We start from the raw sequence: 18,622 nt of genomic DNA on the forward strand, positions 1-18,622 counted from the left end.
TTCCTCGCACATGACGCCCGGTTACTCTGTGTATCACGCGGTACGACGCCGGGCAATGACGGCCCGGCGTGCCTCTGACCAGGTGTTAAGTGACCCGAGCCCCGCTGGACCCACGGGTTGCGCGGGAACGGTCACCGAAGCGGCAGGCAGAGCTGGACTTTGCGCCGTCGGCTCGTGCGCGTGCGATGGCTGACTTGTGGAGGGCGCCGGGGGCCGCGGACGCCTCCGGTCACCGTCGCTCAATTCACTCACCCTCGGCCTTGGTTGAGTGCGCGCCCGTCCATCGGGCGTGGCGGGTGCTCGAACGGTGCCTGAACGCAGGAAACCCCTGTGACCAGCACCTTCGCTGATCGCAGGGGTCTGCTTGGCTACCTCAGCCCGCGGGGGAATCGCTGGCCTTGACGACCGGGCCGATGGCCAGCTCGGTGCCGCCACCGTCCTCGCTCACCGGCAGCGTGCCGGCGGGCCAGGCGATGGTGACGGTCTTCGTCTCGTTCGGCGGCGTCACGAGAATCTTGGCGATGCGTACGCCGGAGCCGCCGGTGTTGTTGATGGCGAACGTAATATTGAAGGCGGCGGACTCGCCGTCCTTGAGGACCGAGGGGCGGGCCTGCTCGCCGTTGCGGTCCACGGAAACGGTGTCGCCGGTGGCGGCCTTCAGGTCGACGCCCGCGTAGCCGTTGATCGAGCAGTCGCGGCCGCCGCCGTTCTTGAACTGGACGGTGACGACGCCTTCCGTCTTGTCGGTGGAGTTGTCGGTGGCCGTCACCTCGAGCTCGTCGCTGCGGCACATGCCGACCTTGCCGCCGTTGTTCGAACCGGCGCCCGCGGCGGTGCCTTGGCCGTCACCGGTGCCGGTGTCGCTGCCCTTCCCGCCGGTGCTGCCACCGCTGCCGCTGCCGCCGTTGCCGGTGCTGTCCTCGGTGGAGCCGCTGGAGCCGTCGCTGCTGCTGCCGCCCCCGTTCGCCTGGCCGCTGGAGGAGCCTGCGGGGGCCGCGTCCGTGCTGCCGTCGTCACCGTTGCAGGCGGTCAGGCCCAGGGTGCTGATCAGGGCGAGGCCTGCGAGGAGCGTCTTGGTGGCGTGGGCGTGCTTCATGAGGGACCCCGTGGGTGAGTGAGCGGTGGCGTGAGCAGGTGCGCTGGGCCGTTCTGCGAGGCCGTGTCGTCCGGCCTGGTGACCAGCGAAGCGGGTGCCGCCGCGACGGGGCAAGGGGCGCCGGGTGATCAGGAACGCTGGAATGCTCGCACCGGGTCTGACCTGCGGAAACGCCTCCTCCCTGGAACGCTGTCGTGGGACGCGCGGGCGTCAGGAAAGGTCGGACCCTTCCACGAAGTGGTCGAACTCTCCGGCCTGTACGCCGAGTACGAAGGCGTCCCACTTCTTGCGGTTGGTCGTGACGACGTTGTCCGGGTCGCTGGTCTCGCGGAGGTAGACGGCGTCGTCCGCGCCGAAGGCGATCTCGATCCAGGGGCCGGGGCCCTGCTCGTCCTCGGGGGCGGCGCGGATCCAGTCGAGGTCGGCGGGGATGGGCTTGGGGCTCGGGGTCTCGGTCATGGCTGGGGTGGGCGTCCCTTCCTGTGCGTTTTCGTAGGCGGTTGCGGTTGCGTGTGCGTGTGCGGCTTCGCTTTGGCGGGGGTCTGCGCCTTGGGTGCGTCTGTGGGGCGGGGCCGCGGGGGTATGTGCGTACTCGCTATCCCTGCGCCACGCTGCACGAACAATGGCGCTATCGCGGGCGAGGTGCTCCGTGCGCACATACCCCCACGTCCCCTCAGGCCGCTTCGGCGCCTGCGCCCCGTTTGGCGTTGCGGATCAGCACTGGGAACCACCCGGCAACTCCCCGCCCAGAACGGGATTTCCATGCACCCAACCGTATCCCCGCCCTGGACCTGCACCCTCCAACTCCCCCACGATCCCAGAGCCCCTCGCATCGCCCGAGTCACCCTGCGGGCGGTCCTGGAGACGTACGGGCTCGGCGAACTCGTGCCTTCCGCCGAGTTGCCGGCGGGGGAGTTGCTGAACAACGCGCACATCGGTGGGGGGCCTACCCGGTGGGAAGCGTGGGCGCGGGGAAGTTGCTGTGGGCCGAGGTCACGCCCGGCTCCCCGTGGCGGGGGAGCGGCGGGACCGGGGACCGAGGACCCGGCAAGCCGGGGCAAGGTCAGTTCTGCTCCGCCCGCTCCGTCTGCCGTGGTCCCGCTGTCGCCGACGCGCACGCGCCCGTCAGCCAGAGGGCTGCGGCTACGGTCGCGGCCGAGGTGCTGGAGGCGGGGTGGAGTGACCAGGCCCAGGGCTCGGGGGTGTTGTCGCTGGCTACGCCGAGGAGCAGCGTGGGGCCGAACACGGCCAGGGGGAGCAGCCAGGCGAGGCCGCTGCCGAAGAGGCGGGCGCTGAGCATGGCGAGGCCCAGGTAGCCGATGACGTTGCGGGCCGCCGAGGCGAAGACCTCGCCCGTGGCGCCGGCGAGCAGTGGCAGGGCGCTCAGGCCGAGGGCCAGGGCGAGGAGGGCGAGGAGGTACAGGCTGCGGTGGCGGATCATCGGCTGGGCCGAGGTCTGTTCCAGGTCGGCCATGGGGGAGAACAGTGTGGTGGCGAGGATGACCGCGTGGGCGAGCGGGACGACTTCGGCCACCGGCACGCTGAAGTCGACCAGGTAGCGGAACTCCGGTACCGCCACGCGCTGCCCCACGAAGGCGGTCGCCGCCAGGGCGACGAGCAGCGCGGCGCTCGCGGCGCGGGGCAGGCCCCGGCAGCGTACGAAGGCGAGAGCGGCGCTCAGGCGGAGGTCGCGCGACCGGCTTGCCCGAGGGGCGGGGTTCATGGGGTTGGCCGGGGTGTTCGGTGCGGGGATTTCGGGGTTGGCCGGGGTGTTCGGTGCGGGGTTCTCGGGGGCGGCCGGGGGGCTCGGCGTGGGGCTCCCGGGGGCGGCCGGGGGGCTCGGTGCGGGGTTCTCGGGGTCGGTCGGGGTGTTCGGTGTGGGGTTCGTGGGGGTCATAGCGGCACGGTCGATTCGCTCAGTGAGACGAGGGGAGCTCGGGGACGGGCTTGCACGCGCGGATGTCGTCGGCCGCGGCCTCGATCCACTCGTCCTGTTTCGCGCGCGGCGCGTCGGTGATCCGCTCCAGGGCGCGGCCGAACTCCTCGCCGTAGTACTCGCCGGGCGCCCCGATGCGGGAGCGTACGGCCGCTTCGAAGAGGAAGGTGTCCGGATAGCCGCCCGCCTTCTTGAGGAGGTGGGGGGCGCACTCCGGTGACGTGGGCTGGGGCAGGGCGGCGGAGAACATGGCGTCCGTCAGGTCGGCCTGGTTCTCCGCGGGGGTCATCAGGGGGAGTTCGGCGGTGTGGCCCGCAGGGCGCTTGAGACCGCTGGCGTAGAAGGCGCGGTTGAGGTTGGAGAGGTCACCGAGGCCGGAGTCGACGGTGCGTACGGCGGCGCGGGCCTGCGGAAGCAGATGGCGGTCCTCCGGCCACAGGCATACCTTGGTGCGGCCGCTCGCGGCGCAGAGCGGCTGCGCGGGCTGCTCCTTGCGCACCGCCCAGTACGAGTCGGGCACCGGCGTGCGGAACGCCACGAGCGTGCCGCCCGCGACCAGCGCGACCACCGTGAGCGCCCCGAGGGCGAGCGGGCGCGGTGCGAGCGCGGCGCGGCGCCACAGCGCGGGGAGCGCGGTCAGGGCAAGGCCGAACGTCAGGCACCAGGCGGCGGCGATCAGCATGCGGGTCGTGTTCGGCTCGAACTCCGAGCTCCAGAACTCGTCTATCGCAGGGAACAGCTTGTCGAGCGGGGTGTCGGGGACGAACGCGACGAAGACGAAGAGGCCGTACCAGAAGATCCCCGCGAAGGGGGCGATCACACGGGAGGGGAGCGCCGAGCCGATGGCGACGCCGACGGCGATCTCCAGGCCCATCATTCCCGCGCCGAGCAGCAGCGGTGTCCACGCGGGCTCGTAGACATCACTGACGCCCGCGGTCCGCGAGAACGCTACGGCGATCAGGACGGCGTACGCGATCAGGGCCCACAGCCACACCGCGAGCCAGAGCAGCAGCGCCTGGGACCAGCCACCGCGTGCGGCGGTGTCGGCCCAGACCCTGGTGCGGTGGCGGAAGGCGCGGCCCGCGCCCCAGGCGGCCGCGGCGCTCATCACGGAACCCATCACGATCACCGAGAAGAGCTGGACCTGGAGGCTCGTCTGGTTCCACCAGCCGATCCAGTCGCTCTCGCCGGGGCTCTCCGCGCTGAGGTAGTAGACGCCGGCGGCTCCCATGAGCGCGGCGGCCCATTTGGCCTCGCCGCGGCGCATCTCGGTCAGCAGGACGCGCATCAGCTGGCCACCGCTTCCGTTCCGGCCAGATGCAGATATCCGGCTTCCACGGCTCCCCCGTCGACTTGCGTCTCCTCGGCGTCGGGCGGCAGGGCGCACAGTTCGGCGACCGTCCCCGTGAACCGGACCGTGCCTTCGAGGAGGACGGCGACCCGGTCGCACACATGAGCCACGTCCTCGGCGAGGTGGGTGCTCATCACCACCGCGCACCGATCGCCCAACTCCTGGATGAGGGAGCGGAATCCGACGCGCTGGGCCGGGTCGAGGCCGACCGTCGGCTCGTCGAGGAGGACCAGGGAGGGCTCGTTGACCATGGCCTGGGCGATGCCGACGCGGCGCAGCATGCCGCCGGACAGGGCGCCCATCCTGCGGTCGGCGTACTTCTCCATCTGCACCAGGCGCAGCGCCTCGCGGGCCCGCTCGCGCCGCTGCGCCGCCGGCACTTTGCGCAGCCACGCCGCGTACTCGGTGAACTCCATGACGGTGAAGCGGGGGTAGAACCCGAAGGACTGCGGGAGCACCCCGATCCGCCGTCGCAGGCGCTGCACGCGGGCCCGGCCGGGGGCCTCTTCACCGAGGAGGGTGACCGTACCGGAGTTGGGCCTGCGCGCCGTGCTCAGCAGGGACAACAGGGTGCTTTTCCCAGCGCCGTTGGGTCCGAGGAGGCCGGTGACCCCGGCGGGGAAGGTGAGGGATACGTCGTCGAGGGCGGTCGTCGAGCCGTACTGGACGGTGACGTCCGCGACCGCCGCGACCGGCTGGGAGCCGGTCGCGGCGGGGCTGTGGGGAGTGCTCACGTGATTCCTGAGTCCTGAGCCTTCAGTAGTGGATCAGTTCTGGGCGTTCACGTAACCGTAGGCCCGGCTGCCGGGGATGCCCGCCCAGGTGGCCTTGGTGTAGTACTTGCCACTCGTGCTGGTGCCCTTGTAACCGCCGCAGCCGTAGGCCTGCTTGTAGCTGCGGGAGGTGCTGGTGATCTTCGGGTCGGGGCGGAGGTTCTTGTCCTGATAGATGTACGCGCTGAACGTCCGCGTGTCGTTCACCGGGACATCGCCGCAGACCTTGGCGTGACCGCTGCTCTTGCCCTTCCAGCGGTCACCGTCCTCCTTGCTGCCCGCGGTGGCGAGAGCGAACGGCAGCCTGCTCCCGCTGATCTCCGCGGCCACCGCACCCACAGTGGGCACGCCGATGGCGACCGCCGTCAGTGCGCCCAGGACCGCGAGCTTGCGCTTCCCCGTCAAAACCTTGCGCATGAACTCTCCTAAAATCACGCCTACTTGGCCGTAACTGATTGGTCGGCGCTCACCGTAAAGGAGGAATCCGATCGTCCGCCGGTCATCTTTTCGGCTGTGCCGTTGATCACTTTCAGGTCGCCGCAGGGATGGGCTGGTGTATGGACACCCGCGGGCGTGCACCGATGCTCCCTGTCTGATCCACCCTGTTGTCGTACCGGACCTCTACACTGAGCGCCGTTGGGCTACCGGCGGGTGAGGGGTGGTTGACGGTGCGTAAGGCGTGGTTGATCGCGTCCGTCGGGACGAGCGGTGCCGCCGGCTTCGTCGCGCTGCTCGTCGTCGGGACGTACATGGCCGCGGGGAGCCTCGCGGGCGGGGCCACGGGTGAGTCCGTGGGGCTCGCCAAGGGAGCCGTGCCCGCCACCTACCAGCCCCTCGTGCAGAAGTGGGGCAATCTCTGCAAGGCGATCAACCCCGCCCTGCTCGCCGCGCAGCTCTACCAGGAGAGCGGCTTCAACCCGCGGGCCAAGAGCCCGGCCCAGGCGCTCGGCATAGCGCAGTTCATCCCCGGTACGTGGGCGACGCACGGCCTCGACGGCGACGGCGATGGCGACCGCGACATCTGGGACCCCCAGGACGCCATCCCGTCCGCGGCGTCGTACGACTGCAAGCTCGCCGGATACGTGAAGGACGCCCCCGGCGACCCGACCAGGAACATGCTCGCCGCGTACAACGCGGGCGCCTACGCCGTCATCAAGTACGGCGGTGTACCGCCCTACAGCGAGACCCAGAACTACGTGAAGACCATCACGAACCTGTCCAAGAGCTTCGCCCGGCCCGTCGGCCGGGTCGCGCCCTCCCGGCAGGCGGCCGGGGCCATCTACTACGCACAGAAGAAGCTCGGCACCGAGTACCTGTGGGGTGGTAACGGCACCGCCGAGCAGAACGGCCGCTTCGACTGCTCGGGGCTCACCCTCGCCGCCTACCGCACCGTCGGCATCACCCTGCCGCGCGTCGCCAACGACCAGTACAACGCGGGCCCGCACCCCAAGAGGGACGAACTGCTCCCCGGCGACCTGGTGTTCTTCTCCGACGACCTCACCAATTCCCGCGCCATCCGGCACGTCGGCATCTACGTCGGCGGCGGATACATGATCGACGCGCCGCGGCCCGGCGCCGTGATCCGCTTCGACCCGGTCGACACGCCCGACTACTTCGGCGCGACGCGGGTCACGGAGGACGGCGCCAAGGCCTTGCCGGACAAGCCGTCGGAGGTTTGACGACGCGCGCGGCCGGGGATGCCTGGAGCTTCGCCACACGGATGTGCGGACGGATATGCGGAGCCGGACGCACGGTGTGACGTGGCTTGAACTCTCGGTTAGAACACTCCCCTGAGCTGCGGCGACGAGTCTCTCTTCGGTAACGTCTCAGTGATCTTTCAGTGGAGAGTGGAACGGAGAACAGGGGATAGGGGTTCCCTTGACTGGACCGACCACGGGGGTTGATGGACGGGCGCACAGAAACGTGCGCCCATGGGCTAGGAGACAAGGGGCCGCAGCGCCATGGCTGGACTCGATGAATCCGGGTCGAACCCCGATGTCAGCCTGCTCTACGACATCAACGGCCTGGCGAAGGACTCCCCGTCCTGGCTCGACAGCGCCATGGCGTTCGTCGGGGAGTACGGCCTGCTGCTCGCCCTCGTGCTCCTCGTGGTGTGGTGCTGGTGGGGCCAGCGCAGGCGCGCCACCCTCGACGACGCCGCCTCCTCGGTCGCCGCCGTCGTCTGGACGCCGCTCGCCGCCGGCCTCGCCGTACTGGTCAACATCCCCATCCGCAGCTTCGTGGAACGACCGCGTCCATTCCGCGACCACCGCGGCCTGGAACTCCTCGCCGACGGCAAGAACGACTACTCCTTCGTCAGCGACCACGCGACGCTCGCCATGGCCGTCGGCGCCGGACTCTTCGTCGCCAACCGGAAGTTCGGCCTCGTAGGCCTCGGCCTCGCCGTCCTCGAAGGCTTCTGCCGCGTCTTCATGGGCGTGCACTACCCGACGGACGTCGTCGGCGGCTTCGCGCTCGGCACCGCCGTCGTCCTGCTCCTCTCGCCGCTCGCCATGGCGCTGCTCACGCCCCTCGCCAAGGCGATCGGGCGGACCCGGTACGCGGGCCGGCTGGTGTGGGACCGGAAGGCCGGGCCGGTCACGGCGTCGCTGAGCGGTACGGCGGCGGCGTCACGGTCGGCGTCGCGGCCGTCATCGCCCTCGCCGTCAGGAGCCGCGGCGGATCCGGACGAGCGGGATCTCGCGGCGTAGCGGTTCCCGCTGCGCAGGCGGGGCTTCGCAGACAGGCTCGCAGCCCGTCGGTACCGGTGTACCGGTACGTACGCCGCCCCCCCCCGCGTTCCTACAGCGCCTGCGGGAAGTCGAAGAACCGCGCCGGGTCGTACTGCTTCTTCAGCTTCTTCAGGCGTGGCGCCGCGTCCCCGTAGTACGCCTCGCGCCAGTTCGTCAGCGTCGCGTCGGTGTAGTTCTGGTACGCCGCCCCGGACGCGTACCGCCCCATCGCCCCGTGCGCCTTTTTCAGCCATGCCTGCGCGGGCTTGCCGGACGTGCCCGCGCGCCACGACGCGATGTACTGCGCCAGCATGCGCGAGCGCCGGTGCACGAAGGCCGTCGCGGTCGGGTCGACGCGGTTGATGGCGCCGCCGAGCGCGGTGAGTGCGATGCTGCCCGCGCTCGCGCCCGTCACGTTCTCGATCTGCGACAGCAGCGCGCGGATGCCCGCCGCCGAGAGCGAACGGTCGAAGAAGTCCGAACTGGCCGCGTACGTCTCCCGGTTGAGCGCGCCCTGCCCGCTGCGTCCCGGGATCGCCCCGGACAGGTGGCACTGGGCGTCGGTGGGGAACGACGAGCAGCCCGCGTACACCTCCATCGCCTCCTCGTACGTACGCCGCTTCAAGGAGACGCTGCGGGCGGGCGCGCCGATCTTGTCGGCGAGGCGGTCGACGGCGTTCTGCAGCTCGCCGTACGTGCCGAGGGAGAAGCAGGCGACGGAGACGGTCGGGGTGCCGCCCGGGGTGTTCGCCAGGTGGAGGGAGGACCAGATCTCGTCCGGCTGGTCGGGCCCCCACGCCTGCCACGCCTTGACGACCGCCGCTGCCTTCGACCAGGGCCAGGTCATGTACGCGGAGACGCCCTGGGGCGCGGCATGCGTACGGTACGTCAGCTCGGTGACGACGCCGAAGTTGCCGTTGCCCGCGCCGCGCAGCGCCCAGAAGAGGTCCTTGTTCTCGGACTTGGAGGCGGTGAGCTGCTTGCCGTCCGCCGTGATCAGCGTGGCGGAGGTGAGGCTGTCGCAGGTCAGGCCGTACGCCCGGGAGACCACGCCGTGGCCGCCGCCGAGGGTGAGCCCGGAGATGCCGACGGTCGGGCAGGAGCCCGCGGGGATGGTGACGCCCTTCGCAGCGAGCGAACGGTAGACGTCGATGAGCTTGGCGCCGCCGCCTATCGTGGCGGTGCTCCCGCTCGCCCGTATCCGGCTCAGCTTCGACACGTCGATGATCAGCCGGCCGGTGCCGGATGACCAGCCCGCGTAGGAGTGGCCGCCGTTGCGTATCGCGACCGGGGTGCGGTGGGCGCGGGCGTACGCGAGGGCGGTGCGGATGTCGTCCGGGTGCGCGACGTAGGCGACGGCGGTCGGCTTCAGGTCGTCGAAGCGCGTGTTGTAGAGCTGGCGCGCCGCCGCCCAATTGGCCTCGCCGGGCTGGACGAGGAGGCCGTCCAGATCGCGGGCGAGGGCCTTGAGGGTGGCGGGGGAGGAGGCGGACGCGGACGCGGAGGCGTTGGCCGTCCTGATGGGGGTGCTGCTGCCGCCGGTACCGCTGCCGGTGGCCGCGGTACCGCTTGCGCTGCGGGACGCGGTGCCGTCCGCGCCCTTGCCCGTGCAGCCCGCGACCGTCGCCGCGGCCAGCGCGGCCGCCGTCGTGCCGATGAACGTACGTCGTTCCATGACGCGCCTCCCGTTGCTTCCCGGAGAACGAGACGGTGTGCGGGGCCCGGGGGTTCCGGACGGACGGATGGAGGTTCGGGGAACGGGTGCCCGGTGGGGTCAGGGTGATTCCTCGTGTTCGGCCGCGTCCGTACGGGCCTTGCTGCGGGCCCGCCGGGCGGGGCCGCGCCAGCCGCAGGCGCAGTGGGCCGCGATGAAGCGGCCCTTCTCGACCGTTGTCGTGCGGTGGGGCGCGGGGTCCGGGGTGTCCGGGGTGACGGGAGGGACTTGCTGATCGGCCACACGGTCACCGTATCGAGCGTGGGTGAACGGCCGTTGGCGGTCGCGTTCACGAGGCGTCCGCGTGACGGGTCAACGGACAGGTCGTTATGTGAGGGACGCAAGGAACGGCCACGACAGGCGCGGGACGCTTGGGGGTAGGCAGGCGATGGTGCAGCGGCACATGCGGCGCGCGGGCGGATCGGACGCGGTGGTCGCCGCCGTGGTCTCGGTGGCGGGACTCATCGCCGTCGCCACCGGATGTTCGAACACCGGCGCCGCCGCCGACGGCAGCGGTGCCGCCGACCCCGACGACGTGGTGCGGCAGGCCGCCGATTCGCTGGTGCGGGCGGGCAGTTCGAAGGCGAACACGTCCATGGAGATGGCCAGCGGAGGCACCCGCGTCACCATCAGGGGCACCGGTGCCTACGACTACCGGCGCCAGCTCGGCCGGTTCGAGGTGGTGCTGCCGCAGGATCCCGCGGGCCAGGAGGAGCACCGGCCCATCACCGAGCTGCTGACCGCGGGCGCGCTCTTCATGAAGAACCGCGGGGCCGGGGTGCCGGCGGACAAGTGGGTGCGGATCGAGACACGTTCGCTCTCCGACGGGAACCTCGTCACCGGCGGAGCCACGGATCCCCTCGCTGCGGCGGAACTGCTGCGCGGGGCGAGGAAGGTGGGGTTCGTGGGGGAGGAGCGGGTCGGTGGGACCCAGGTGCGGCACTACCGCGGAGTCGTGGACCTGCGTGCCGCCGCTCGGGCCGCCTCCGCAGGTCAGCGCGGGGCGCTGGGTGCGGCGGCGGCGAAAGGGTTCAGCAGGGGGAGCGTGCCGTTCGACGTCTTCCTCGACGAGCGGGGGCGTGTGCGGAAGTTGCGTCAGCGGTTCGCCGTGGCCGACGCGAACGTGGCGTCGACCACGCTGCTCTTCGACTTCGGGGCGCCGGCGCGGGTACGACTTCCGGCCGAGAAGGACATCTTCGCCGGAAAGATCGCCGAGCAGTAGTCGCGTGTGGCTGGTGGAAATGGTCCGTCTGTGCCATGCGCGCCACGTACGCCGCTCCCTACCCTAGGAAGTCGGTACCGGTGGGGACGGGTAGGCGGGGACGGGTACGCGGGCCGAGACGGCGGGTGGGCAGGGCCGGTCGGTACGCGAGTCAGGAAGAGGTGATGAACGTGGCTCCGATGCGTGGCGGTACGGCGGTTCAGGACCACGTCGCCCTCGCCGAGATCGAACTGTGCGGGGAGCTCATGATCGCGGCGAGTGCGGCGGCGGAGCGGTTGAGCTTTGACCGGATCGATGAGGTGTTGCGGGTTGCCGACGCGGGGGATCCGGGTTGCTACCCGGAGGACTCCCTTTAGCGGTTCGTTGCTGCTCGGCGGTTCTCTGTCGCTCTGCGGGTCGTGGTTGCTTCGCGTTGCTCTGGGCTGCGTTGCGCTGCGCTGCGCTGCGCTGCGGGTTCGTTCTAGGCATTCCTGTCCGCCGCTGCGCGGCGATCCATCCCACCCACCCACCCGTTCACCCCGCACCGCGCGGTGAGCGAAAGGAACGGGCAGGCGTTGCCTGGTGGCGCAGGCCCGGTCGGGGGCGGGCGGTGGTGAGTCCGCAGGGCGGGGGCGCGGCGCGGGGCCCGACAGACGGGCGGGGCGCGTTGTAGCGGGGGTACAGGTCCGGTTGGGCGGGTGGGTGGGGAAGAGCCCGCGGAGCGGGCACGCTTCGCCGTTGGGGTGCAGGCTCCAGTGTGCGGGCGGAGAAGCCCGCGGAGCGGGGACGGGGTGCCGTCAGGGTGAGCCCGTGGAGTAGGGCGGGTTGCAGCGGTGGCCCGGGTCCGGCCGGGCGGGCGGGTGGGGAAAAGCCCGCGGAGCGGGCACGCTTCGCCGTTGGGGTGCAGGCTCCAGTGTGCGGGCGGAAAAGCTCGCGGAGCGGGCGCGTGGTGACGCCGTGGGGCAGGGTCCCTCGGTCACCGGCCCGTGTGGGCCGCGGCCGGGTGCGCGATGCCCGTGGTCACCCACTCCGGTGCGGCGCCCCGCCAGGAGTACGGCGACCGGGCCCCGGCCCACGCACACCCCGTACCCGCTTCCCCCGGCGGGAGCCCTACGTGCGGAGCATCCGCCCAATCGCCTTCGTCGCCTCTTCCACCTTCGCGTCGATCTCCGTGCCGCCCTTGACCGCCGCGTCGGCCACGCAGTGCCGCAGGTGCTCCTCGAGGAGTTGCAGCGCGAAGGACTGCAGCGCCTTCGTGCTCGCCGAGACCTGCGTGAGTATGTCGATGCAGTAGACGTCTTCCTCGACCATCCGCTGCAGGCCCCGCACCTGGCCCTCGATGCGGCGCAGCCGCTTGAGGTGTTCGGCCTTCTGGTGGTGGTACCCGTGCACCCCGCGGTCGTGGTCGGTGGTGGGCGCTTCGGCCGCACCCGCGCCGCCCGCACCCGCGCCGCCCGCACCCGCGTCGGGCACAGCCGCGTCGGGCACAGCCGCGTCGGCCGCCTCGGTGGTCGTCATCGCGTCCTCCTCCTGGTCTGCACTGCGAGGGTCGTCACTACGGGAGCCCCGTCGGACGTACCCGCATCTCTGCGGGTCCATATACCCCCGTAGGGTATATGGTAGCCGATTTCTCGGGGGGTGTGCTGATCACTGTGCCTGATGGGCGACACTGGGGGGCGGCCGGTTAGCCGTGGCCGGATGATGCGCCTAGCATCAGCCTGACCGCATCCAAAGCACCCCGAGGACCCCACGTGCGCTTTCGTCTGACCCCCAGGGAGACGAGCTTCTACGACATGTTCGCCGCATCCGCGGACAACATCGTCACGGGCTCGAAGCTCCTCATGGAACTGCTCGGAGCGGACTCTTCCGCACGGGCCGAGATCGCAGAGCGTATGCGGGCCGCGGAACACGCGGGAGACGACGCCACGCATGCGATCTTCCACCAGCTGAACTCCTCCTTCATCACGCCGTTCGACCGCGAGGACATCTACAACCTCGCGTCGTCCCTGGACGACATCATGGACTTCATGGAGGAGGCCGTCGACCTGGTCGTCCTCTACCAGGTCGAAGAGCTTCCCAAGGGCGTCGAGCAGCAGATCGAGGTGCTCGCGCGGGCCGCCGAACTCACGGCGGAGGCCATGCCCAACCTGCGGACCATGGCCAACCTCACCGAGTACTGGATCGAGGTCAACCGCCTGGAGAACCAGGCCGACCAGATCCACCGCAAGCTCCTCGCGCAGCTCTTCAACGGCAAGTACGACGCCATGGAGGTGCTGAAGCTCAAGCAGATCGTGGACGTCCTCGAGGAGGCCGCCGACGCCTTCGAGCACGTGGCGAACACCGTGGAGACCATCGCGGTCAAGGAGTCCTGAGGCACCGCCATGGACACCTTTGCCTTGATCGTGACCATCGGCGTCGCGCTCGGATTTACCTATACGAACGGCTTTCACGACTCCGCGAACGCCATCGCCACTTCCGTCTCCACCCGTGCGCTGACGCCCCGCGCGGCGCTCGCCATGGCCGCGGTGATGAACCTCGCCGGTGCCTTCATGGGCAGCGGGGTCGCCAAGACCGTCAGCGAGGGGATCATCGAGACCCCGCACGGCAACAAGGGGATGTGGATCCTCTTCGCGGCGCTCATCGGCGCCATCGTGTGGAACCTCATCACCTGGTACTTCGGGCTGCCCTCCTCCTCGTCGCACGCGCTGTTCGGCGGCATGGTCGGAGCGGCGCTCGCCGGCGGCATCGGGGTCATCTGGTCCGGTGTCGTCGACAAGATCGTCATCCCGATGTTCCTGTCGCCGGTGATCGGCCTCGTCGCCGGTTACCTGGTCATGTGCGCGATCATGTGGATGTTCCGCAAGTCCAACCCGCACAAGGCCAAGCGCGGCTTCCGTATCGCGCAGACGGTGTCGGCGGCCGGTATGGCGCTGGGCCACGGCCTTCAGGACGCGCAGAAGACGATGGGCATCGTGGTGATGGCGCTCGTCATCTCCGACGTGCAGAGCGCGGACGCGCCCATCCCGATCTGGGTCAAGATCGCCTGTGCGCTGATGCTCTCGCTCGGTACGTACGCGGGCGGCTGGCGCATCATGCGTACCCTCGGCCGCAAGATCATCGAGCTGGACCCGCCGCAGGGCTTCGCCGCCGAGACGACCGGCGCGGGCATCATGTTCACCACGGCGTTCATGTTCCACGCGCCGATCTCGACGACGCACGTCATCACGTCCGCGATCATGGGTGTGGGCGCGACGAAGCGGGTCAACGCGGTGCGGTGGGGCGTGGCCAAGAACATCATTCTGGGCTGGTTCATCACCATGCCTGCGGCGGCCCTGGTCGCGGCGGTCAGCTTCTGGGCCGTCGACCTCGCCTTCCTGTAGCTCTCTGCCTGCGCGGCCGTCGTGGCTGGTCGCGCAGTTCCCCGCGCCCCTGACGGGACACGGAAGGGCCCGCCCCCGGGAGCCAGGGGCGGGCCCTTCTTGTTGTCCCTGCGGTGGCACCGCCATGCAGCACCGCGGGGAGTCACACCGGGCGCCGGCCTAGCCGAAGCGGCCCGAGATGTAGTCCTCGGTCGCCTGCACCGAGGGGTTGGAGAAGATCCGCTCCGTCTCGTCGATCTCGACGAGCTTGCCGGGCTGGCCGACGGCGGCGAGGTTGAAGAAGGCGGTGCGGTCCGAGACGCGGGCCGCCTGCTGCATGTTGTGCGTCACGATGACGATCGTGAAGCGCTCCTTGAGCTCGCCGATCAGGTCCTCGATGGCGAGCGTCGAGATCGGGTCGAGGGCCGAGCAGGGCTCGTCCATGAGGAGCACGTCGGGCTCGACCGCGATCGCCCGCGCGATGCACAGCCGCTGCTGCTGACCGCCGGAGAGGCCGGAGCCCGGCTTGTTGAGGCGGTCCTTGACCTCGTTCCAGAGGTTCGCACCCTTGAGGGACTTCTCGACGACGTCGTTCAGTTCGCTCTTCTTGTACGAGCCGTTGAGCTTCAGGCCCGCCGCGACATTGTCGAAGATCGACATCGTGGGGAACGGGTTCGGGCGCTGGAAGACCATGCCGACCGTGCGGCGCACCGCCACCGGGTCCACGCCGCTGCCGTACAGGTCCTCGTCGTCCAGGAGCACCTTGCCCTCGACGCGGCCCCCGGAGGTGACCTCGTGCATGCGGTTCAGGGTGCGCAGGAACGTGGACTTGCCGCAGCCGGACGGGCCGATGAAGGCCGTCACGGAGCGGGGCTCCACGGTCATGGAGATGTCGTCGATCGCCTTGTGGGAACCGTAGTAGGCCGTCAGGCCCGAAACGTCGATTCGCTTGGCCATGGGGATCACTGCTTCTTTCAAGTCTTTGGTGCGAGAGGGGCGCTGACACGGCCTTCGTCGGCGGAGCCTGCCGACGGATGCCTAGCGGCCCGTCTTCGGGGCCTTCCAGCGGGCTACACCGCGGGCCGCCAGGTTGAGGATCATGATGAAGCCGATGAGCGTGAGGGCCGCGGCCCAGGCGCGGTCGTACGACGCGTCGTTGCCCGCCGCGTACTGCTGGTAGATGTACAGCGGCAGCGACGCCTGCGAGCCCTCGAAGGGGTTCGTGTTGATCAGGGGGTTCACCCAGACCAGGAGCAGGACCGGCGCCGTCTCACCGGCGATGCGGGCCACCGAGAGCATGATGCCGGTGGTGATGCCGCCGATCGCGGTGGGCAGGACGACCTTGAGGATGGTGCGCCACTTCGGTACGCCGAGGGCGAGCGAGGCCTCGCGCAGCTCGTTCGGGACGAGCTTGAGCATCTCCTCGGTGGAGCGCACGACCACCGGCATCATCAGGATGGCGAGCGCCATGGCGCCGGCCCAGCCGGAGAAGTCGAAGCCGAGGATCAGGATCCAGAAGCTGAGGACGAAGAGACCGGCGACGATCGAGGGAATGCCGGTCATGACGTCCACGAAGAACGTGACGACCTTGGAGAGCTTCCCGCGCCCGTACTCGACGAGGTAGACCGCGGTGAGCAGGCCGATCGGGACGGCGATCACGGAGGCCAGGAGCACCTGCTCCAGGGTGCCGATGAGCGCGTGGTAGACACCGCCGCCGACCTCGTCGTCGGAGACGACTCCCATGGAGTGGCTCAGGAAGTAGAAGTCGAAGACCTTGCTGCCGCGCTGCACGGTCTCGTAGATCAGCGAGGCCAGCGGGACGACGGCCAGCAGGAACATGACCCAGACCAGTGAGGTGGCGAGGCGGTCCTTGGCCTGCCTGGTGCCCTCGACGGTGACGGCGAGGACGTACGAACCGGCGATGAAGAGCAGGGCGGCTATCAGGCCCCACTGGACGCGGCTGTCCAGGCCGAACCCGGCGCCGACGGCGACCGCGACGGCGGCCGAGCCGAGCGCGACGGCCGCGGGGGACCAGCGCGGGAGACTGGCGGCCCGGAGCGTGCTCGGCCGCTTGACGAGGCTCGGGGACGGCCCGGCCGGGGTGGGTGTCGTGGTGCTCATGCGTTGGCCCCCGAGTACTCCTTGCGGCGCGCGATGATCAGGCGGGCCGCGCCGTTGACCAGCAGCGTGATGAGGAACAGGACCAGGCCGGAGGCGATGAGCGCGTCCTGCCCGTACTCACTGGCCTCGTTGAACTTGCTGGCGATGTTCTGTGCGAAGGTGCCGCCGCCGTAGTCGAGCACGGACGCGTTGATGAGGAAGGTCGGGGAGAGCACGGTGGCGACGGCGATCGTCTCGCCGAGCGCGCGGCCGAGGCCCAGCATCGAGGCGGAGATGATGCCGGAGCGGGCGAAGGGCAGCACCGACATGCGGATGACCTCCCAGCGCGTGGCGCCGAGGGCCAGCGCGGCCTCCTCGTGCATCTTCGGGACCTGGAGGAAGACTTCGCGGCTCACGTTGGTGATGATCGGCAGGATCATGATCGCGAGGAGGATTCCGACGGTCATCAGGGAGCGCGGGGCGCCGCCCTGGTACTCGAAGACGCCGGTCCAGCCGAGGTAGTCGTCGAGCCAGCTGTAGAGGCCGGTGAGGTTGGGGGCGACCACGAGGGCGCCCCACAGGCCGTACACGATCGAGGGCACGGCGGCCAGCAGGTCGATCACGTACGCGATGGGGCCCGCCAGCTTGCGCGGCGCGTAGTGCGAGATGAAGAGCGCGATGCCGATGGCGACGGGGACCGCGATCAGGAGGGCGATCACCGAGCTCACCACGGTGCCGAAGACCAGGACGGCGATGCCGAAGTACGGCTTGCCGCCGGTGGAGGAACCGGCCGGGTCCCATTCGAAGGTGGTGAGGAAGTTGCCCGTGTTGTCGGAGAGGGCGAGGGCCGTGCGGTAGGTGAGGAACGCGGCTATCGCGCCCATGATCACCAGGAGTGCTATCCCGGAGCCGCGGGAGAGGCCGAGGAAGATCCGGTCGCCGGGGCGGGTGGCGCCGCGGGCGGCCGCCTTGCTCACCGGGGCCGTCGGCCTGACGTCGTCGACGGGTGGAGGTGCGGTCGTGTTGCTGGGTATGTCCATGGGGTTCTCCGGTCTGCGGAGCTGCCGTGCGTGACGCAGGCGCTCCGTGGCGGCGGTGCACCGGACGGTGCGGCCGGCCCGGCCCCAGAGGGTGTCTGGCGTGGCGGGGCCGGCCGCACTCGGTTCAGCTAGCTCAGGCTCGCGACGGTGGAGCGGACCTTGGTGATGATCTCGGCCGGGATCGGCGCGTAGTCGTTCTCCTTGAGGACGTTCTGGCCGTCCTCGCTGGCGATGTAGGTCAGGAAGGACTTGGTGGCGGCGAGCGTCTCCGCCTTGTTGCCCTTCTCGCAGACGACCTCGTACGTCACCAGGGTGATCGGGTAGGCGCCCTCGGCGGTCGGCTTGTAGTTCAGGTCGAGGGCGAGGTCCTTGCCCTTGCCCTTGATCTTCGCCTCGGCGATCGCCTTGGAGGCGTTCTCGACGGTGGCCTTGACCGGCTCCTTGGCGCCCGTCTTCACGTCGACGGTCTTGACGCCCTCACCGGCGTAGGAGAGCTCGAAGTACGAGATGGCGCCCGGGGTCTGCTTGACCTGGCCCGAGACACCGGCGGAGCCGTTCGCGGACTGGCCGCCCTTGGGCTCCCACGACTTGCCCGGCTCGTAGGGCCAGGCGCTGGGGGCGGCGCCCTTCAGGTACTTGGTGAAGTTGTCCGTGGTGCCGGACTCGTCGGAGCGGTGGAAGGCCTGGATCTTGGTCTTGGGGAGCTTGGCGTCGGGGTTGAGCTTCGCGATCGCCTTGTCGTCCCAGCTCTTGATCTTGTCGTTGAAGATGTCGGCCAGGGTCTTGGCGTCCAGGGTCAGGCTGTCGACGCCGGGGACGTTGTAGCCGATGGCGATCGGGCCGCCCACCATGGGCAGGTCGATGGCCTGGCTGCCCGTGCAGACCTTCTTCGACTTCTCGATCTCCTCGGGCTTCAGCGCCGAGTCGGAACCGGCGAACGCGGTCTGGCCCTGGGTGAACGCGGTGATACCGGCGCCCGAGCCCGTCGGGTTGTAGTTCAGCTGCACGTCCTTGCAGTTGGTCGTGTAGACCTTCCGCCAGGCGTCGATCGCGTTCTTCTGCGCGGACGAGCCGGAGGCCGCGAGCCGGCCCTTGGCGTCCTCGCACTTGATGTTGGCGTTGGCGTTGGTCTCCTTGCCGCCGCCACCCTCGCTCGTGTCGTCGGAGCCGCACGCCGTGAGGGCCAGGGCGCCGGAGACGGCGAGGGCGCCGAGGGAGAGGGCGCGGAGCCGGTTCTTGCGCTGAAGCTTCACTTCGGGTCTTCCTTCCGGGAGCCGCCGACCCTTTGCTGGCGGCGTGCGATGACTTGCGTCGTGTTGT

Annotated in this window: 19 protein-coding genes; 6 read left to right on the top strand and 13 right to left on the bottom strand. The window is 70.0% G+C overall.

The window, feature by feature from the left end; genetic code table 11:
* Nucleotides 1-373: 373 nt before the first annotated feature.
* From ACFVYR_RS28080 to ACFVYR_RS28105, 6 genes are all read right to left on the bottom strand, one after another.
* On the bottom strand, nucleotides 374-1,096 hold the full coding sequence (locus ACFVYR_RS28080) for a DUF4232 domain-containing protein (protein ID WP_384261444.1): 723 nt from the start codon (nucleotides 1,094-1,096) through the stop codon (nucleotides 374-376).
* Nucleotides 1,097-1,306: 210 nt separating this feature from the next.
* Nucleotides 1,307-1,555, bottom strand: coding sequence for a DUF397 domain-containing protein (locus tag ACFVYR_RS28085; protein WP_384261447.1), 249 nt, complete (start codon nucleotides 1,553-1,555; stop codon nucleotides 1,307-1,309).
* Between the two features lie 604 nt (nucleotides 1,556-2,159).
* The gene (locus tag ACFVYR_RS28090; RefSeq protein ID WP_384261448.1) at nucleotides 2,160-2,993 is read right to left on the bottom strand and encodes a hypothetical protein; all 834 of its coding nucleotides are present in this window, start codon (nucleotides 2,991-2,993) and stop codon (nucleotides 2,160-2,162) included.
* A 19-nt stretch (nucleotides 2,994-3,012) separates the two neighbouring features.
* Entirely contained in the window at nucleotides 3,013-4,320 is a 1,308-nt protein-coding gene (locus ACFVYR_RS28095; protein WP_384261451.1) for a hypothetical protein, read from the bottom strand.
* Entirely contained in the window at nucleotides 4,320-5,117 is a 798-nt protein-coding gene (locus ACFVYR_RS28100) for an ATP-binding cassette domain-containing protein (protein WP_384261453.1), read from the bottom strand. Before ACFVYR_RS28100 ends, ACFVYR_RS28095 begins: the two co-directional genes overlap by 1 nt.
* Nucleotides 5,118-5,150: 33 nt before the next feature.
* Nucleotides 5,151-5,573 carry a hypothetical protein gene (locus ACFVYR_RS28105; protein WP_384261455.1) on the bottom strand — a complete coding sequence of 141 codons (423 nt, stop codon included), beginning with the start codon at nucleotides 5,571-5,573 and terminating at the stop codon, nucleotides 5,151-5,153.
* A 251-nt stretch (nucleotides 5,574-5,824) separates the two neighbouring features.
* Here ACFVYR_RS28105 and ACFVYR_RS28110 point away from each other — a divergent pair, with 251 nt between their 5' ends.
* A complete protein-coding gene (locus tag ACFVYR_RS28110) occupies nucleotides 5,825-6,835 on the top strand; it encodes an NlpC/P60 family protein (protein ID WP_384261458.1) in 1,011 nt (336 codons plus the stop codon).
* 282 nt (nucleotides 6,836-7,117) lie between these two features.
* On the top strand, nucleotides 7,118-7,867 hold the full coding sequence (locus ACFVYR_RS28115; RefSeq protein WP_384261460.1) for a phosphatase PAP2 family protein: 750 nt from the start codon (nucleotides 7,118-7,120) through the stop codon (nucleotides 7,865-7,867).
* Between the two features lie 91 nt (nucleotides 7,868-7,958).
* Here the strand turns inward: ACFVYR_RS28115 and ACFVYR_RS28120 are convergent, their stop codons facing one another.
* Together ACFVYR_RS28120 and ACFVYR_RS28125 are read right to left on the bottom strand one after the other, a co-directional pair.
* Nucleotides 7,959-9,563, bottom strand: coding sequence for an FAD-binding oxidoreductase (locus ACFVYR_RS28120; protein ID WP_384261462.1), 1,605 nt, complete (start codon nucleotides 9,561-9,563; stop codon nucleotides 7,959-7,961).
* Nucleotides 9,564-9,662: 99 nt separating this feature from the next.
* Complete coding sequence (locus ACFVYR_RS28125; protein WP_384261465.1) at nucleotides 9,663-9,845, bottom strand: hypothetical protein; 183 nt, start codon at nucleotides 9,843-9,845, stop codon at nucleotides 9,663-9,665.
* Nucleotides 9,846-9,990: 145 nt separating this feature from the next.
* Between ACFVYR_RS28125 and ACFVYR_RS28130 the strand changes: the two genes are divergently transcribed.
* Nucleotides 9,991-10,824 (top strand): hypothetical protein, encoded by an 834-nt coding sequence (locus ACFVYR_RS28130; protein WP_384261467.1) that lies wholly within the window; start codon nucleotides 9,991-9,993, stop codon nucleotides 10,822-10,824.
* Between the two features lie 164 nt (nucleotides 10,825-10,988).
* On the top strand, nucleotides 10,989-11,180 hold the full coding sequence (locus tag ACFVYR_RS28135; protein ID WP_384261470.1) for a hypothetical protein: 192 nt from the start codon (nucleotides 10,989-10,991) through the stop codon (nucleotides 11,178-11,180).
* 733 nt (nucleotides 11,181-11,913) lie between these two features.
* Here ACFVYR_RS28135 and ACFVYR_RS28140 read toward each other — a convergent pair.
* Nucleotides 11,914-12,321 (bottom strand): metal-sensitive transcriptional regulator, encoded by a 408-nt coding sequence (locus tag ACFVYR_RS28140; protein WP_384261472.1) that lies wholly within the window; start codon nucleotides 12,319-12,321, stop codon nucleotides 11,914-11,916.
* Nucleotides 12,322-12,554: 233 nt separating this feature from the next.
* Between ACFVYR_RS28140 and ACFVYR_RS28145 the strand changes: the two genes are divergently transcribed.
* Together ACFVYR_RS28145 and ACFVYR_RS28150 are read left to right on the top strand one after the other, a co-directional pair.
* The gene (locus ACFVYR_RS28145) at nucleotides 12,555-13,175 is read left to right on the top strand and encodes a DUF47 domain-containing protein (RefSeq protein ID WP_268772062.1); all 621 of its coding nucleotides are present in this window, start codon (nucleotides 12,555-12,557) and stop codon (nucleotides 13,173-13,175) included.
* A gap of 9 nt (nucleotides 13,176-13,184) precedes the next feature.
* Entirely contained in the window at nucleotides 13,185-14,183 is a 999-nt protein-coding gene (locus ACFVYR_RS28150; protein ID WP_384261475.1) for an anion permease, read from the top strand.
* Nucleotides 14,184-14,342: 159 nt separating this feature from the next.
* Here the strand turns inward: ACFVYR_RS28150 and pstB are convergent, their stop codons facing one another.
* From pstB to pstS, 4 genes are all read right to left on the bottom strand, one after another.
* Entirely contained in the window at nucleotides 14,343-15,119 is a 777-nt protein-coding gene (gene pstB / locus ACFVYR_RS28155) for a phosphate ABC transporter ATP-binding protein PstB (RefSeq protein ID WP_384261477.1), read from the bottom strand.
* Nucleotides 15,120-15,200: 81 nt separating this feature from the next.
* Nucleotides 15,201-16,283, bottom strand: a complete 1,083-nt coding sequence (gene pstA, locus ACFVYR_RS28160) for a phosphate ABC transporter permease PstA (RefSeq protein ID WP_384261480.1) — start codon at nucleotides 16,281-16,283, stop codon at nucleotides 15,201-15,203.
* Nucleotides 16,280-17,302, bottom strand: coding sequence for a phosphate ABC transporter permease subunit PstC (gene pstC, locus ACFVYR_RS28165; RefSeq protein WP_384261482.1), 1,023 nt, complete (start codon nucleotides 17,300-17,302; stop codon nucleotides 16,280-16,282). Before pstC ends, pstA begins: the two co-directional genes overlap by 4 nt.
* A gap of 128 nt (nucleotides 17,303-17,430) precedes the next feature.
* On the bottom strand, nucleotides 17,431-18,555 hold the full coding sequence (gene pstS, locus ACFVYR_RS28170; RefSeq protein ID WP_384261484.1) for a phosphate ABC transporter substrate-binding protein PstS: 1,125 nt from the start codon (nucleotides 18,553-18,555) through the stop codon (nucleotides 17,431-17,433).
* Between the last annotated feature and the right edge of the window lie 67 nt (nucleotides 18,556-18,622).

It is taken from the genome of Streptomyces sp. NPDC058284 (assembly GCF_042881135.1).
GTDB lineage: Bacteria > Actinomycetota > Actinomycetes > Streptomycetales > Streptomycetaceae > Streptomyces.

Coding starts and splice junctions, on each gene's coding strand:
- ACFVYR_RS28085 (WP_384261447.1), bottom strand. CDS start 1,555: ATGACCGAGACCCCGAGCCCCAAGCCCATCCCCGCCGACCTCGACTGG.
- ACFVYR_RS28150 (WP_384261475.1), top strand. CDS start 13,185: ATGGACACCTTTGCCTTGATCGTGACCATCGGCGTCGCGCTCGGATTT.
- ACFVYR_RS28135 (WP_384261470.1), top strand. CDS start 10,989: ATGAACGTGGCTCCGATGCGTGGCGGTACGGCGGTTCAGGACCACGTC.
- ACFVYR_RS28080 (WP_384261444.1), bottom strand. CDS start 1,096: ATGAAGCACGCCCACGCCACCAAGACGCTCCTCGCAGGCCTCGCCCTG.
- pstA (WP_384261480.1), bottom strand. CDS start 16,283: ATGAGCACCACGACACCCACCCCGGCCGGGCCGTCCCCGAGCCTCGTC.
- ACFVYR_RS28130 (WP_384261467.1), top strand. CDS start 9,991: ATGGTGCAGCGGCACATGCGGCGCGCGGGCGGATCGGACGCGGTGGTC.
- ACFVYR_RS28090 (WP_384261448.1), bottom strand. CDS start 2,993: ATGACCCCCACGAACCCCACACCGAACACCCCGACCGACCCCGAGAAC.
- ACFVYR_RS28115 (WP_384261460.1), top strand. CDS start 7,118: ATGGCTGGACTCGATGAATCCGGGTCGAACCCCGATGTCAGCCTGCTC.
- pstB (WP_384261477.1), bottom strand. CDS start 15,119: ATGGCCAAGCGAATCGACGTTTCGGGCCTGACGGCCTACTACGGTTCC.
- ACFVYR_RS28140 (WP_384261472.1), bottom strand. CDS start 12,321: ATGACGACCACCGAGGCGGCCGACGCGGCTGTGCCCGACGCGGCTGTG.
- ACFVYR_RS28120 (WP_384261462.1), bottom strand. CDS start 9,563: ATGGAACGACGTACGTTCATCGGCACGACGGCGGCCGCGCTGGCCGCG.
- ACFVYR_RS28105 (WP_384261455.1), bottom strand. CDS start 5,573: ATGCGCAAGGTTTTGACGGGGAAGCGCAAGCTCGCGGTCCTGGGCGCA.
- ACFVYR_RS28095 (WP_384261451.1), bottom strand. CDS start 4,320: ATGCGCGTCCTGCTGACCGAGATGCGCCGCGGCGAGGCCAAATGGGCC.
- pstC (WP_384261482.1), bottom strand. CDS start 17,302: ATGGACATACCCAGCAACACGACCGCACCTCCACCCGTCGACGACGTC.